Below are 15,030 nucleotides of genomic sequence, written 5' to 3'. Positions count from 1 at the left end.
TATAGCCAGATAACATAAGGATTACAGCAGGAAGCGTTGCCCTGAGAACAAATACGCCAGGAACCTGCCGATGATAGATCTTAATGCAATAAAAAAACCAGCCCGGAGGACTGGTTTTTTACAATCAAATAACAAAATGATTTCGGTTAAGTGATGAGACTTTATTTCTTGCCTTCAACCCATTTGCCGTCAACAAAGAAGGCGGTCCAGCCGGTGGCTTTACCGTCTTTTTCGGAGGAAACGTACTGCTGCTTGGTTTTGCGGCTGAAACGTACCATCGATTTATTGCCTTCCGGGTCAGCGACTGGCGCATCAGCCAGATAGCTCAGTTTTTCCGGCAGACGATCTTTGAAACGCTTCAGTTCTTCCACCAGCGGCGCACGGGTTTCGCGCGATTTAGGGAAAGTATTGGCCGCCAGGAACACACCGGCAGCGCCGTCACGCAGAACAAAGTAAGCGTCTGATTTCTCACACGGCAGCTCAGGCAGCGGAACCGGATCTTCTTTCGGCGGTGCAACGTCACCGTTACGCAGAATTTTACGGGTATTTTTGCACTCGTCGTTGGTACAGCCCATGTACTTACCGAAACGTCCCATTTTCAGGTGCATTTCAGAACCACACTTCTCACACTCAACAATCGGGCCGTCGTAGCCTTTAATGCGGAACTCGCCCTGCTCGATTTCGTAGCCGTCACATTCCGGGTTATTACCGCAGACATGCAACTTGCGCTGGTTATCGATCAGATAGCTGTCCATCGCTGTGCCACATTTGCCACAGCGACGTTTGGCACGCAACGCGTTAGCCTCTGCTTCATCACCTTCCAGAACGTTGAGCACTTCGGCATCAGCGATCAGGTTAATGGTGGTCTTGCAGCGCTCTTTAGGTGGCAATGCATAGCCGGAACAGCCAAGGAAAACGCCGGTGCTGGCGGTGCGGATGCCCATCGGGCGGCCACAGGTCGGGCACTCAATGCTGGTCAGGATCATCTGGTTCGGGCGCATACCGCCTTCTTCCGGATCCTTCTCTGCGGTTTCCAGCTGTTTGCTGAATTCGGTGAAGAATTCGTCCAGCACGGCTTTCCACTCAGCTTTGTTATTGGCGACCTGATCCAGACCGTCTTCCATGCGCGCGGTGAAGTCATAGTTCATCAGTTCGCGGAAGTTTTGCTCCAGGCGATCTGTAACGATTTCACCCATTTTCTCGGCGTAGAAACGACGGTTCTCAACGTGAACATAACCGCGATCCTGAATGGTCGAAATGATCGACGCATAAGTGGACGGACGGCCAATACCACGTTTTTCCAGCTCTTTGACCAGTGACGCTTCGCTAAATCGCGCAGGCGGTTTGGTGAAATGCTGTGTCGGCAACAGTTGTTGCAGTTCGAGGTCGGTGCCGACTTCGATAGCAGGCAGAATGCGATCTTCGTCGCCTTTGCGCAGCGCTGGCATGACTTTCGTCCAACCATCGAAACGCAGAGTGCGGCCTTTGGCGCGCAGCGAGTAATCGCCCGCTTTCACCGTCAGGGTGGAAGAATCGTACTGCGCCGGTGTCATCTGGCAGGCCACAAACTGACGCCAGATCAGCTGGTACAAACGCTGGGCATCGGCTTCCATGTCTTTGAGTTGCTCAGACACGACGGCCACATCAGAAGGACGAATCGCTTCGTGCGCTTCCTGTGAATTTTCTTTGTTGCTGTATTGCAGCGGCGCTTTCGGCAGGTATTTCTCACCGAAATTTTCACCGATGTAGCCGCGCACCATTTCCACAGCGTCCTGACTCAGGTTAGTGGAGTCGGTACGCATGTAGGTGATGTGACCGGCTTCGTACAAGCGCTGCGCCATCATCATGGTTTTCTTCACGCCGAAGCTCAGACGCGTGCTGGCCGCCTGTTGCAACGTGGAGGTAATAAAAGGCGCGCCCGGCTTGCTGCTGGTCGGTTTGTCTTCGCGATCCACCACCGTGTAACGCGCTTTTTCAAGCAGTGACACCGCAGCGTGGGTTTGTTCTTTATTAACCGGTTTGAACGGTTTATCGAGGTGATGCGTAACTTCCATTTGCAGGGCAGTATCCATCTTTGCCAGCAAATCTGCATGCAGCTCCCAGTACTCTTCCGGTACGAATGCTTTGATTTCTTTTTCGCGCTCAACAACCAGACGCACCGCCACGGACTGAACACGACCGGCGGAAAGACCGCGGGCAATTTTCTTCCACAACAGCGGAGACACCATGTAACCCACCACGCGGTCCATAAAGCGACGCGCCTGCTGAGCATTCACACGATCAATATTCAGCTCGCCCGGTTCTTTAAAGGCGTTCTGGATAGCGTTCTTGGTAATTTCGTTAAACACGACGCGGCTGAAACGTTTGTCATCACCGCCAATCACTTCCCGCAAATGCCAGGCAATCGCCTCTCCTTCGCGGTCAAGGTCGGTTGCGAGATAGATGTGGTCAGCTTTTTCCGCTAACGCTTTTAACTCGGCAACCACTTTTTCTTTGCCCGGAAGTATTTCGTATTGCGCTTCCCAGCCATGGTAAGGATCGACGCCCATGCGATTAACCAGCGCGGTTTTCTCATCCTTTTTTACTTTTTTCTTTGGCTTTTCTTCGGTTGAGACGACGGTTTTTTTTGCGGCGGACCCACTGGTCGGTAAATCACGGATATGACCGACGCTGGACTTAACCACGTAGTCATTTCCTAAATATTTATTAATCGTTTTGGCTTTTGCCGGGGACTCAACTATTACGAGAGCTTTGCCCATAATTACCTTTACCTGAATGATTCTTCATCAGCTGAAGAAGTTTTTGTCTAGTTATGCCGCGGCACAATATCATGTCTTTTTTTATATTGCGGCAGTGAGTCAGAACGTCAACTTATTTCTTTCAAATGACGAGCGAACTGACTTCCAGAGGTTCAAAACACTGATTCTGCAAGGGATTAACCAGACAGGGTTCGGCGGAATGTGCCTGTTTTTACGTCAAATAATGACCAAGCGTAAACAAAACATTCCACCTGAAGCCACAAAATCCCACACTCTACCTGATAAAAATCGCCACGCAACCTAATTAACACTGAATCCCCCATTTCGACAAAGGGCTCAACGTTTTCACGCGCTTGTTCAAAATACGACCACTTACTTAAACCATTAACCCCAGCGGATTTGCGGTTTTATCACTGGCAGGATTACAATATCGTCAGAAATTATAGTGGGGAGTAAATATCATGCACGAAAATACATCGGCAATTAGTCGCGAAGCTTTACTGATCGAAGCGAATAAGGTTATCCGTGAGCATGAGGATTACATGCAAGGGATGATCGCCACAGAGGTTGAACAGAAAGGGAATGTGCTGGTTTTCCGTGGGGAATTCTTCATGGATGACGACGGTTTACCGACCCGAAAAACGACGGCCGTATTTAATATGTTTAAACATCTGGCACATCTGTTTTCAGAAAAATACCATCTCGAAAATTGAGATAAATACATCGCTACGACTATTCCGTATTACGGATAAATTAGCAGCATCAAAAAAGGGACTTTCGTCCCTTTTTCTTTCTTCCTTTACCGGTTACAACAACGGCTTCTGGCTGCGCTGCAACCAGCGCAGGAACAGGCGGTCGACGCTTTCTGCCGCGCTGCCGGTGAACCTGTCCATCATGCGTTTGCGACGCGCATAACGCACCGCAATCACCTCATGATTTTTCATTTCGGCGATGAGCAAATCATCGCTGGTGCCGACAGCGTCGATCAGACCATTTTCACGCGCCTGCGTCCCGAACCAGTGTTCGCCGGTGGCCACCGCGTCGATATCCAGAGACGGACGGTTCTGATGCACGAACGCTTTAAACAGCACATGCGTTTCGTTCAGGTCTTCACGGAATTTTTCACGGCCTTCGTCGGTGTTTTCACCAAGCAAGGTCAGCGTGCGTTTAAACTCGCCCGCCGTGTGCAATTCAATGTCGATATCGTTCTTTTTCAGCAACCGGTTAAAGTTTGGGATCTGCGCCACCACACCGATGGAACCGATGATAGCAAACGGTGCCGCGACGATACGGTCAGCCACGCAGGCCATCATATAACCCCCGCTGGCGGCCACTTTATCCACCGCCACCGTCAGGCGAATACCGCTCTGACGAAGGCGAACCAGCTGCGATGCCGCCAGGCCATATCCATGCACCACGCCGCCCGGACTTTCCAGACGCAACAGCACTTCGTCTTCCGGCGTGGCAACGGCCATTACCGCAGAAATTTCTTCTCGCAGCGATGTCACTTCATGGGCATCCATACTGCCTTTAAAATCGAGCACATACAGGCATGGCTTGCTTTTGCTTGCACCTGTTTTGGCCTGCATTTTCTTCTGTTTGGCTTCAGCTTTGTCCTTTTTCTTTAACTCTTTGCTGCGCAGTTTCTGCTCCGCCGGGTTGAGCCGCGCTGTGCGCATTTCACGCTGCATCTCACGATATTGCTCGCCAAGATCAATCAGCTGTAATTCGCCTTTGCTGTGAGCTTTACGCTGACGAAGCCCAATCACTAACACCACCAGTGCGCCGATGGCGATCACCACGGTAACAACTTTGGCTAGAAACAGCCCATAAAGAGAAAGTAAATCCACAAAAACCTGCCTATTCACTGTGGTAAGAAAGAGGTGAACATTCTAGACAATCCCCGCATCCGCGTCTTGTGTGAATATGTCATTGTCAGTCAGAGGTAAATACGGGTGCGCATCTGTTCCAATTTTGTTACAAAAGAGCTGTCTGTTTTTGGGTTAATTATTGAAACTCATGTTCATTTCAGGCATATAACCGGTGATCACACCAGAAACACCCCACATTTGCGCCGAAATGCCGGGCGATGGTTGAGTGCAACACCTCCCATTTCCGGCGTTTTGTTTTATCGAACCCGTGATGTGACGACGGCCATTTGCCGCCGCATCCCGATCCGTTTACGAGGACTGAACGTGCACTATCATCCCAAATCTGACTTACTGAATAACCGCATTATTCTGATCACCGGCGCAGGCGATGGCATAGGTCGCGAAGCCGCCCTCACCTACGCGCGATTTGGCGCTCAGGTGATTTTACTGGGCCGCACCGAGAGCAAACTGGCGAGCGTACAGCAGGAAATCGCGGCACGAAATCTCCGCCCCGCTTTCATTTATTCACTGGATTTGCTGACCGCCAGTCAGCAGGATTGCCAGCGCGTCGCCGATCAGATTGCACAATGGGTGCCGCACCTTGACGGCGTTTTGCACAACGCCGGGCTGCTCACCGAGATCACCCCGATGGCTGAAATCAAATTGCAGGACTGGATGGACGTGATGCAGGTGAATGTTAATGCCACCTTCATGCTGACGCAGGCGTTATTGCCGCTGCTGCTGAAATCCGCCAGCTCCTCGCTGGTGTTCACCACCTCAAGCGTCGGACGTGAAGGCCGCAGCGGCTGGGGCGCTTACGCAGTCTCGAAATTTGCCACCGAAGGCATGATGCAGGTGCTGGCCGAAGAGCATAAACATACCGGGTTGCGCGTTAACTGTATTAATCCCGGTGGTACGCGTACCGGAATGCGTGCTTCGGCGTTTCCTGATGAAAACAAAGACAAACTCAAGACGCCGGCCGATATCATGCCGCTGTATTTGTATCTGATGGGTGATGACAGTCGCCGTAAAACTGGGATCAGTTTTGATGCCCAGCCGGGCCGCAAAGCAGGCCCTGCCGAATAATTTAGCCGATTGCCCTGAATCCAAAGACGGAGCCGTTCATGACCGAAGATCGCCACAAGCAGCGCCAGCAAAAGCTGAAAGAACAGGTTGATGCGCGCATTGACGCCGCCAAAGAACAGCGCGGAATTTTGATTGTCTTCACCGGCAACGGTAAAGGCAAAACTACGGCGGCCTTTGGCACCGTGACCCGTGCGGTCGGCCACGGCATGCGCGCGGCGGTGATTCAGTTCATCAAAGGCGAATGGCCGAACGGTGAAAAAAATTTGCTTGAACCGCACGGCGTCGAGTTTCAGGTGATGTCGACCGGTTTTACCTGGGAAACCCAGAATAAAGAGACCGATACGCAGGCCTGTCAGGCCGTATGGCAGCATGGAAAGCGCATGCTGGCCGATGCGTCGTTAGATCTCGTTGTGCTCGATGAGCTGACGTACATGGTCAGTTTCGGCTATCTGGAATTGCAGGATGTGGTGGATGCGCTAAAAGCGCGTCCGGCGCATCAGACAGTTATCATTACTGGTCGCGGCTGTCATCGCGATTTACTGGAAATGGCGGACACCGTCAGCGAGCTGCGTCCGGTGAAGCATGCCTTTGACGCGGGGATCATGGCGCAGCAGGGAATTGACTGGTAAGCGCCATTTTCAGCGCGTGTTTACTGAATAACCGTCTGAATTGAGAGCAAAAAAAACCGCAGTCAGTGACTGCGGTTCATCGGCTCATTCGAAGCAGTCTCGCTAATTAGCGATTAGCCTCTTTTCGCCGGAGCGCTACGACGAGCGGGAGCCACCTGAGTGTGGCGCTTAACGGCGCGACGGATCTGGTTGGCTTTCACGCGGCGACGATCGCGTTCCACCGGCATTTTGCTGACGGTTTCTTCGTTCATTTCGACCAGCGTACGCAGGTAGTTGATGTCCGGCAGATCCAGCTCTTTATAACCGCCACGAGGCAGGCCTTTTGGCAGATTCAGATCACCGTAACGGACGCGGATCAGACGGCTGACCTGAACGCCCACCGCTTCCCACAGACGACGAACCTCACGGTTACGGCCTTCGGTCAGGGTCACGTTGTACCACTGGTTCAGACCTTCGCCGCCCTGGAATTTGATCGAGCGGAACGCCGCAGGACCGTCTTCCAGCTGCACGCCACGGCTCAGCTGTTTGATTTTTTCATCATCAATCTGGCCGAATACACGTACGGCATATTCACGCTCAACTTCACGGCTCGGGTGCATCAGGCGGTTTGCCAATTCACCGTCGGTGGTGAACAGAAGCAGGCCGGAGGTGTTTACGTCCAGACGACCCACAGCAATCCAGCGTGAACCCCGCATTTTTGGCAAGCGGTCAAACACGGTCGGACGGCCTTCCGGATCGCTGCGGGTACACAACTCGCCTTCCGGCTTGTAGTACGCCAGCACACGACAGACGGTGTCCTGAGATTCCATCACCGACAGCACATGGCCATCGAGGCGAATTTTGGTGCCGCCGGTGACTTCAACGCGGTCGCCCAGCGTGGAGATCTTACCGTCGACGCTGACGCGGCCAGCCTGGATCATCGCTTCTACTTCGCGACGTGAACCGTGGCCTGCACGTGCCAGGACTTTTTGCAGTTTTTCGCTTTGCCCTTCGGTGCTGTCCAGCGCGTTCTTCGGCTTCTGGTACTTCACTTCTTCGTCGTCACCGGTTTCATCAAACAGGGTGTCGGCTTTAGGCTTGGTTGCGCGTGGTTTTGCGGCACGAGGTTTTTCACCGCGAGGATTTTCAGGACGCGTTTTACCACGGCCTGGTTTTTCGATGCGGGAATCAGTACGTGAATCGCCGCGACCAGCATCAGAACGAGGTTTGTCTGAACGCGGTTTATCACTGCGTGGCTTGTCGCTATTGGGTTTATCAGTACGTGGCTTGTCTGAACGCGGCTTTTCGCCGCGTTTCTCTGCACGTGACAGTTCAGGACGGGCCTTCGCTGCACCGGAATTTCTGCCGCTTTTTGGCTTATCACCTGGTGAACGTGCCGGTTTGGATCTGTCACTGGAATGTTTCTGGGAATTATACTTCTCGCTCATTGAGCAGCCTCATTTGTCGCCTTCACAGGCGTCGGGGGGAGCGGCCAGCACGATGTTAGCCATCGCCTGCCCGTCAAAATTCAGTTTGGGAGATAAACGTACTGTCGCGGAAACTTTATTTCTGCACAGGGATTACGCCACACATGCATACATAAAACACATCGCCAGACAGCATTACTTATCAATACAACGACTTACAAAAAGTCAGCCCGCCATTATACACAATTATCTGCAATTTGTCTGCTGTAAGCAGTTTGCGGGCTGATTATATTTCACACAATACAAGACGGCCGCAGGCTTAGCGAAACGGTGCCGGATCGCCTGCGCCTTCACGCACCACTTCCGGCGCGGCTTCGGTCAGGTCGATGACCGTGGTGGGCTGCTGCCCGATAGACCCCCCGTCAATCACCAGGTCTACCAGTTTGCCCAGATGGTCTTTGATGTCTTCGGGATCGGATTCCGCAAAGTCATTGCCCGGCAGCATCAGCGTGGTGGACATCAGCGGTTCACCCAGCGCTTCCAGCAGTGCAATCGCAATCGGGTTGGACGGCACACGCAGGCCGATCGTTTTGCGTTTTTCACTCATCAGGCGGCGCGGCACTTCTTTGGTCGCTTTCAGGATGAATGTGTAGTTGCCCGGCGTATTGTTTTTCATCAGGCGGAATGCGCCGTTATCCACATAGGCGTAGGTCGACAGCTCGGACAAATCGCGGCACACCAGCGTGAAATTGTGGTTGCTGTCTAACTGACGGATGCGGCAAATGCGCTCCATCGCGTTTTTCTCTTCAAGACGACAGCCCAGCGCGTAACCGGAATCGGTCGGATAAACAATGACCTGACCTTTACGCAGCAGCTCAACCGCCTGACTTATCAGACGCGGCTGCGGATTTTCGGGGTGAATGTAAAAGTATTGACTCATGGTTCCCTCTCGCTCTTTATTCTTTCCGGTCAGGCATCAGACCGGTTCAATTTCAGGCTGTGTCATCGCAAGCGGCCAGTGTTGCCACACCGGTTCAACGCCTGCGGGAAGCCAAAGTTTGCGGCCAAGCTCAATCCACGAACAGGGCTGATGGAAATCAGACCCCTGCGAGGCCAGCAGCTGATAATCGCGGGCATAGGCCGCCAGTTGCGCACGCTCATTGGGCGCCTGCTGGCACTGCGCGACTTCCATCGCATCACCGCCCTGCTCTGTGAAATACGCCAGTAAGCGTTTCAGCCACTTGGTGGAGAGATCGTATCGCCCCGGATGGGCGACCACGGCTTGTCCGCCTGACTGATGAATAGCATCAATCGCTTGTTCTATTGTACACCACTGTGGCGGAACGTAGCCGGTCTTGCCCTTGGCGAGGAATTTCTTAAAGACCTGCGCGATGTTGTCCGCTGCACCCACTTCTACCAGATAGCGGGCGAAATGCGCACGCGTCACCGCCCCGCCCTGCGCCAGACGTAGCGCACCTTCCCAGGCACCTTCGATGCGGGCTTTCGCCAGACGATGCCCCATTTCCTGCGCGCGTTGCTGACGCAAATCCGCCTGCGTGCTAAGCAGCCTCACCATCGCCGGATGGTGTGGGTCAATGCCCAGACCGACGATGTGGATCTCGTGATTTTCCCACAGCGTGGAAATCTCAACGCCGTTGATGAGCACCAGCGGTAACTGCTTTTCGGCAATCGCCTGCGCCGCACGGGCCAGCCCTTCGGTGCTGTCGTGATCGGTGATCGCCAGCACGCCGACACGCATCTCCACCGCGCGGGACACCAGCGCTTCAGGCGTCAGATAGCCGTCCGATGCCGTGGTGTGGCTGTGGAGATCGTAAATCGTGAAGGCCGGGCTGAGGTTCTGGTCGTCTGCTGAGGGTGCCGCTGTTGTTAGAACTGTCGTTGGTGAAGTCATCGTCACGTCGGGGATTTAACCTTTTCTGAATGCAGTTCATATCATAACGCGTTAGGACGGCTCACGTTAGAGCTATCTTCCCGCTCTTTTCACCTCGCGTTTACGCACTGAAACGGTGCGATAACATCTGTGCGCACTAAAGTTGTGAAATCAGGGTAAAAAGAGGGTTGACTTTACATTCATGAACTAGTTTACTAGTACGCAAGTTCACGGAACAGTTCGTTAAAGAACGACGTGACAAACTGATTTAGAAAGTTTAGGTTTTTAAAACGATAGCTTTCCCAAACTAATAAGAGTGTCTGATGATGAAAATTCAAATGATGGCGGTTCTCAGCTGGTGGCGTACTTCCCCTTGTCGGGCGGAGTAATCACGCATAGCTGTCATCAGACGCTGCAAGATTTCCGAAGCCCGCATAATGCGGGCTTTTTTATGGCCGTCTGTTTGAAAAACCTTTTAAAAACGTCGAGAAATTTAGGAAGCAAAATGACTCAACCAAAACCACGTTTAGAATTGCTGACCGCGCAGGGAAGTTATCGCGGTGACCCGACGGCCATTTTTCATCAGCTGTGTGGTGCACGCCCGGCCACGCTGCTGCTCGAATCCTCTGAAGTGACCAGCAAAGAAAACCTGAAGAGCCTGTTGATTGTCGACAGCGCCCTGCGCATCACCGCGCTGGGTTCCCGGGTTTCGCTGCAGGCGCTGACGCCAAACGGCGCGTCTTTACTGCCGCTGATTGACGCCGCGCTGCCAGCAGAAATTCAAAATGATGTCCGCCCGAACGGTCGCGAGCTGACCTTCCCGGCCATTGACCAGATGCAGGATGAAGATGCGCGCCTGCGTTCCCGTTCCGTGTTCGACGCCCTGCGCAGCATTCTGACCTCGGTGGAATCACCAGCGGAAGAGCGCGAGGCGATGTTCCTCGGCGGGCTGTTTGCTTATGACCTGGTCGCCGGTTTCGAAGATTTACCGAAGCTGGACGCCGACCAGCGTTGCCCGGATTTCTGCTTCTATCTGGCGGAAACGCTGCTGGTGCTCGATCACCAAAACCGCACCTGCCGCTTACAGGCCAGCCTGTTTACCCCATCAAATGATGAGAAACAGCGTCTGCATGCCCGTCTTGAACAGCTGCAGCATCAGCTGCAACTGCCGCCGCACGCGATTCCGCATCAGAGCGTGCCGGAAATGCAACTGAGCGTGAACCAGAGTGATGAAGTGTTTGGCGCTGTGGTGGAAAAAATGAAAGTGGCGATCCGCGCCGGCGAAATTTTCCAGGTTGTGCCTTCGCGCCGCTTCTCGCTGCCGTGCCCTTCTCCACTGGCCGCCTACGAAACACTGAAAAATAATAACCCAAGCCCGTACATGTTCTTCATGCAGGACAACGATTTCACGCTGTTCGGCGCTTCCCCGGAAAGCGCACTGAAATATGATGCGACCAACCGCCAGATCGAAATCTACCCGATTGCCGGTACCCGCCCGCGTGGCCGCCGCGCTGACGGCTCACTGGATTTGGATCTCGACAGCCGCATAGAGCTTGAAATGCGCACCGACCATAAAGAGCTGGCCGAGCATCTGATGCTGGTGGATTTAGCGCGTAACGATCTGGCGCGTATCTGCGAGCCGGGCAGTCGTTACGTCGCTGACCTGACCAAAGTTGACCGTTACTCTTTCGTCATGCATCTGGTTTCCCGCGTAGTCGGTACGCTGCGCGGCGACCTGGACGTTCTCCACGCCTATCAGGCAGTGATGAATATGGGCACGCTGACGGGTGCACCGAAAGTGCGCGCGATGCAGCTGATTTCCGCCTCTGAGCAAACCCGTCGCGGTAGCTACGGCGGCGCGGTCGGGTACTTCACCGCTCACGGTGATTTGGATACCTGCATTGTTATCCGCTCTGCGTACGTCGAAGACGGGATTGCCACCGTGCAGGCAGGTGGCGGCGTGGTGCTCGATTCCGTCCCGCAGGCCGAAGCCGATGAAACCCGAAATAAAGCCCGTGCCGTGCTGCGCGCCATCGCCACTGCCCACAATGCAAAAGAGGTATTTTAAGATGGCCGACATTTTACTCATCGACAACGTCGACTCCTTTACCTACAACCTCGTCGATCAGCTGCGCGCCAGCGGTCACAACGTGGTGATTTACCGCAATCAGATCCCGGCTGACGTCATTATCGAAAAACTCAGCCAGCTGGAAAAACCCGTGCTGTTGCTCTCACCGGGGCCGGGTACGCCGTCAGAAGCAGGCTGCATGCCGGAACTGCTGAAACGTCTGCGCGGCCAGTTACCGATTATAGGTATCTGTCTGGGTCATCAGGCGATTGTTGAAACCTACGGCGGATTTGTCGGCCAGGCCGGGGAAATTCTGCACGGTAAAGCCTCTTCGATTACTCATGACAACGAAGGCATGTTTGCCGGAATGAACAATCCACTGCCGGTGGCGCGTTACCACTCGCTGGTCGGCAGCCAGATCCCCGACGGGTTGACGGTCAACGCCCGCTACGGCGACATGGTGATGGCAGTGCGCCATGACGAAGATCGCGTCTGCGGTTTCCAGTTCCATCCGGAATCCATTTTAACCTCACAGGGTGCGCGTCTGCTTGAACAGACCCTGGCCTGGGCTTTGGCGTAAGGAGAAAGGACATGAACACGCAAACTATTCCCGGCATTCTTGAGAATCTGTATCGCGCACAAACGATGACCCAGGAAGAGAGCCAGCAGTTATTTACCGCCATTGTGAATGGCGAACTGGAGCCCGCGCAGTTAGCGGCAGCCTTAATCAGCATGAAAGTACGCGGCGAGCAGCCGCAGGAAATTGCCGGTGCGGCTAAAGCGTTACTCGCCCACGCCGAACCGTTCCCGCGTCCGGATTATCAGTTCGCGGACATCGTCGGTACCGGCGGCGACGGCACCAACAGCATCAATATTTCTACCGCCAGCGCCTTTGTAGCGGCGGCCTGCGGATCCCGCGTAGCGAAACACGGCAACCGCAGCGTCTCCAGCCGGTCGGGCTCCTCCGATTTGCTGGCGGCGTTTGGCATTCGTCTGGATATGCCTGCGGAACAATCCCGCGCGGCGCTTGACGATCTGAACGTGTGTTTCCTGTTCGCGCCGCAGTACCACACCGGTTTTCGCCATGCGATGCCAGTACGTAAGGCACTTAAAACCCGCACGCTGTTTAACGTACTTGGCCCACTGATTAATCCGGCACGTCCGCCACTGGCGTTGATTGGTGTGTACAGCCCGGAACTGGTGTTGCCGATTGCGGAAACCTTACGGGCGCTGGGCTATGAGCGTGCGGCAGTGGTTCACGGCGGCGGAATGGACGAAGTGGCGATCCACGCGCCAACGCAGGTGGCCGAGCTGAAAGACGGCAAAATCACCACCTATGAAGTGACGCCGCAGGACTTCGGACTGGACAATTATCCTATTGAATCGCTGCTGGGCGGCGAACCGGAAGAAAACCGTGACATTCTGGCACGCTTATTACAAGGTAAAGGTGATCCGGCCCATGAAGCCGCGGTAGCCGTCAATGTGGCGATGTTACTGCGCCTTTTCGGTCAGGAAGATTTAAAACAAAACGCACAACAGGCATTGGCCGTCATGCGCAGCGGTGAACCTTACCAGCGCGTGCTGGCATTGGCAGCAAGAGGATAAGTGATGCAGCAGGAAACCGTGCTCCACAAGATTGTCCGCGACAAAGAAATTTGGGTCGCGGCACGTAAAGAACAACAACCGCTGGCCAGCTTTCAAAACGAAATTACTCAGAGCCAGCGCAGTTTCTACCATGCCCTACAAGGCGCCAGAACCGCCTTCATTCTGGAGTGCAAAAAAGCGTCTCCGTCGAAAGGCACGATCCGCGACAACTTTGATCCGGTAGAAATCGCCAGCGTTTACAAAGACTATGCATCAGCCATCTCCGTTTTAACCGACGAGAAATATTTCCAGGGCAGTTTTGATTTTCTGCCGCTGGTCAGCAAGACGGTCACACAACCGGTACTGTGCAAAGACTTCATCATCGATCCCTATCAGATCCATCTGGCCCGTTTTTATCAGGCCGATGCCATTCTGCTGATGCTGTCAGTGCTCAACGACGAACAGTACGTTCAGCTGGCCGCCGTGGCGCACAGCCTGAATATGGGCGTCCTGACCGAAGCCAGTAATGAAGAAGAACTGGATCGTGCGGTGCAGCTGAAAGCCAAAGTGGTCGGCATCAATAACCGCGACCTGCGCGATTTGTCCATCGACTTAGACCGCACCCGTCAGCTCGCCCCGCGCGTGCCGCACGGTGTTACGGTGATCAGCGAATCCGGCATAAATACGTACGGTCAGATCCGTGAACTCAGCCGCTTCGCCAATGGTTTCCTGATCGGCAGCGCGCTGATGTCAGAAGACGATCTCAGCAGTGCGGTTCGCCGTGTTCTGCTTGGCGATAATAAAGTCTGCGGTCTGACCCGCGCCGAAGATTCTAAAGCTGCACATGAAGCCGGTGCGATTTACGGCGGACTGATTTTTGTGGAAACGTCCCCGCGTTTTATAACGCAGGTTCAGGCTAAGGAAGTTCAGAATGGTGCACCGCTTAAGTACGTTGGCGTGTTCCGTGACCAGCCGGTTGCAGAAATTGCACACACCGCGCAGACCCTGAATCTGACTGCCGTACAGCTACATGGTGATGAAGATCAGGCGTATATCGACACACTGCGCGAAGCCCTGCCATCGGGCGTGCAGATCTGGAAGGCGCTGAGCGTGAAAGACAGTATTCCGGCGCGTGACCTCAATCTTGTAGATCGCTACGTCCTCGACAACGGCAAAGGCGGCACCGGTCATCGTTTCGACTGGAGCACGTTGGAAGGTCAGGATCTTAGTAACGTCCTGCTCGCCGGAGGCCTCAGTGCAGATAACTGCGTACAGGCGGCGCAGCTCGGTTGCGCCGGGCTGGATTTCAATTCCGGCGTTGAGAGCGAGCCGGGTATCAAAGATGCCGGTAAAATTACCGCCGTATTCCAGACATTGCGGGCGTATTAACGCTGTCGCGATGACGCAAAAATTGACAGACAGGACGGAATAACATGACTTTACTTAATCCCTACTTCGGCGAATTTGGCGGCCAGTATGTCCCGCAAATTCTGATGCCTGCGCTGGCGCAGCTGGAAGAAGCTTTTGTCAGCGCTCAGCGCGACCCGGAGTTTCAGGCTGAATTTATCGATCTGCTGAAAAACTACGCAGGTCGCCCGACGGCGCTGACGCTGTGCAAAAACCTGACCGCAGGCACCAAAACTAAGCTCTATCTGAAACGTGAAGATCTGCTGCACGGTGGTGCACATAAAACCAATCAGGTGCTGGGTCAGGCTTTACTGGCAAAACGCATGGGC

The 15,030-nt window shown here is 54.1% G+C and carries 10 protein-coding genes, 2 pseudogenes and 1 other annotated feature; of the genes and pseudogenes, 7 read left to right on the top strand and 5 right to left on the bottom strand.

Annotated elements, in window-relative coordinates; all coding sequences use genetic code 11:
• Window positions 1-161: 161 nt before the first annotated feature.
• Window positions 162-2,759: a type I DNA topoisomerase gene (gene topA / locus ACMHLI_RS06045; protein ID WP_413528657.1), complete on the bottom strand. Its 2,598-nt coding sequence runs from the start codon at window positions 2,757-2,759 to the stop codon at window positions 162-164.
• Between the two features lie 461 nt (window positions 2,760-3,220).
• On the opposite strand from topA, the gene ACMHLI_RS06040 reads away from it, so the two are divergent.
• A complete protein-coding gene (locus ACMHLI_RS06040) occupies window positions 3,221-3,472 on the top strand; it encodes a YciN family protein (RefSeq protein WP_056780695.1) in 252 nt (83 codons plus the stop codon).
• 93 nt (window positions 3,473-3,565) lie between these two features.
• On the opposite strand, the gene sohB is transcribed toward ACMHLI_RS06040, so the two are convergent.
• Window positions 3,566-4,609 (bottom strand): protease SohB, encoded by a 1,044-nt coding sequence (gene sohB / locus ACMHLI_RS06035; RefSeq protein WP_413528656.1) that lies wholly within the window; start codon window positions 4,607-4,609, stop codon window positions 3,566-3,568.
• A gap of 345 nt (window positions 4,610-4,954) precedes the next feature.
• Between sohB and ACMHLI_RS06030 the strand changes: the two genes are divergently transcribed.
• Together ACMHLI_RS06030 and cobO are read left to right on the top strand one after the other, a co-directional pair.
• Window positions 4,955-5,716 carry a YciK family oxidoreductase gene (locus tag ACMHLI_RS06030; protein ID WP_413528655.1) on the top strand — a complete coding sequence of 254 codons (762 nt, stop codon included), beginning with the start codon at window positions 4,955-4,957 and terminating at the stop codon, window positions 5,714-5,716.
• 38 nt (window positions 5,717-5,754) lie between these two features.
• Entirely contained in the window at window positions 5,755-6,345 is a 591-nt protein-coding gene (gene cobO, locus ACMHLI_RS06025) for a cob(I)yrinic acid a,c-diamide adenosyltransferase (RefSeq protein WP_413528654.1), read from the top strand.
• Window positions 6,346-6,458: 113 nt separating this feature from the next.
• Here the strand turns inward: cobO and rluB are convergent, their stop codons facing one another.
• The 3 genes from rluB to rnm all read right to left on the bottom strand — a co-directional run bounded on the left by rluB (window position 6,459) and on the right by rnm (window position 9,663).
• Window positions 6,459-7,376, bottom strand: a complete 918-nt coding sequence (gene rluB, locus ACMHLI_RS06020) for a 23S rRNA pseudouridine(2605) synthase RluB (protein WP_413529008.1) — start codon at window positions 7,374-7,376, stop codon at window positions 6,459-6,461.
• 694 nt (window positions 7,377-8,070) lie between these two features.
• The gene (locus tag ACMHLI_RS06015) at window positions 8,071-8,691 is read right to left on the bottom strand and encodes an L-threonylcarbamoyladenylate synthase (protein ID WP_112165675.1); all 621 of its coding nucleotides are present in this window, start codon (window positions 8,689-8,691) and stop codon (window positions 8,071-8,073) included.
• 36 nt (window positions 8,692-8,727) lie between these two features.
• Complete coding sequence (gene rnm / locus ACMHLI_RS06010) at window positions 8,728-9,663, bottom strand: RNase RNM (RefSeq protein ID WP_413529007.1); 936 nt, start codon at window positions 9,661-9,663, stop codon at window positions 8,728-8,730.
• 329 nt (window positions 9,664-9,992) lie between these two features.
• Window positions 9,993-10,095 (top strand) — a sequence feature (Trp leader region).
• A gap of 52 nt (window positions 10,096-10,147) precedes the next feature.
• On the opposite strand from rnm, the gene ACMHLI_RS06005 reads away from it, so the two are divergent.
• From ACMHLI_RS06005 to ACMHLI_RS05990, 4 genes and pseudogenes are all read left to right on the top strand, one after another.
• Window positions 10,148-11,710 carry an anthranilate synthase component 1 gene (locus ACMHLI_RS06005; protein ID WP_413528653.1) on the top strand — a complete coding sequence of 521 codons (1,563 nt, stop codon included), beginning with the start codon at window positions 10,148-10,150 and terminating at the stop codon, window positions 11,708-11,710.
• Between the two features lies 1 nt (window position 11,711).
• A pseudogene (trpD, locus tag ACMHLI_RS06000) lies at window positions 11,712-13,315 on the top strand (bifunctional anthranilate synthase glutamate amidotransferase component TrpG/anthranilate phosphoribosyltransferase TrpD).
• 3 nt (window positions 13,316-13,318) lie between these two features.
• Window positions 13,319-14,683 carry a bifunctional indole-3-glycerol-phosphate synthase TrpC/phosphoribosylanthranilate isomerase TrpF gene (trpCF, locus tag ACMHLI_RS05995; protein ID WP_413528652.1) on the top strand — a complete coding sequence of 455 codons (1,365 nt, stop codon included), beginning with the start codon at window positions 13,319-13,321 and terminating at the stop codon, window positions 14,681-14,683.
• Window positions 14,684-14,727: 44 nt separating this feature from the next.
• Window positions 14,728-15,030 (top strand): annotated as a pseudogene (locus tag ACMHLI_RS05990) (tryptophan synthase subunit beta); the annotation flags it as partial.

The sequence above is a fragment of the Rahnella inusitata genome, assembly GCF_965118895.1.
Classification (GTDB): Bacteria; Pseudomonadota; Gammaproteobacteria; order Enterobacterales; family Enterobacteriaceae; genus Rahnella; species Rahnella inusitata_A.
Note: the sequence above shows the minus strand (reverse complement) of the source record. Positions and strands in the feature narration are given on the sequence as shown.

Excerpts from the sequence above, each read along its gene's own strand:
- rnm (WP_413529007.1), bottom strand. The coding sequence starts at position 9,663 with ATGACTTCACCAACGACAGTTCTAACAACAGCGGCACCCTCAGCAGAC.
- ACMHLI_RS06015 (WP_112165675.1), bottom strand. The coding sequence starts at position 8,691 with ATGAGTCAATACTTTTACATTCACCCCGAAAATCCGCAGCCGCGTCTG.
- ACMHLI_RS06005 (WP_413528653.1), top strand. The coding sequence starts at position 10,148 with ATGACTCAACCAAAACCACGTTTAGAATTGCTGACCGCGCAGGGAAGT.
- cobO (WP_413528654.1), top strand. The coding sequence starts at position 5,755 with ATGACCGAAGATCGCCACAAGCAGCGCCAGCAAAAGCTGAAAGAACAG.
- trpCF (WP_413528652.1), top strand. The coding sequence starts at position 13,319 with ATGCAGCAGGAAACCGTGCTCCACAAGATTGTCCGCGACAAAGAAATT.
- ACMHLI_RS06040 (WP_056780695.1), top strand. The coding sequence starts at position 3,221 with ATGCACGAAAATACATCGGCAATTAGTCGCGAAGCTTTACTGATCGAA.
- topA (WP_413528657.1), bottom strand. The coding sequence starts at position 2,759 with ATGGGCAAAGCTCTCGTAATAGTTGAGTCCCCGGCAAAAGCCAAAACG.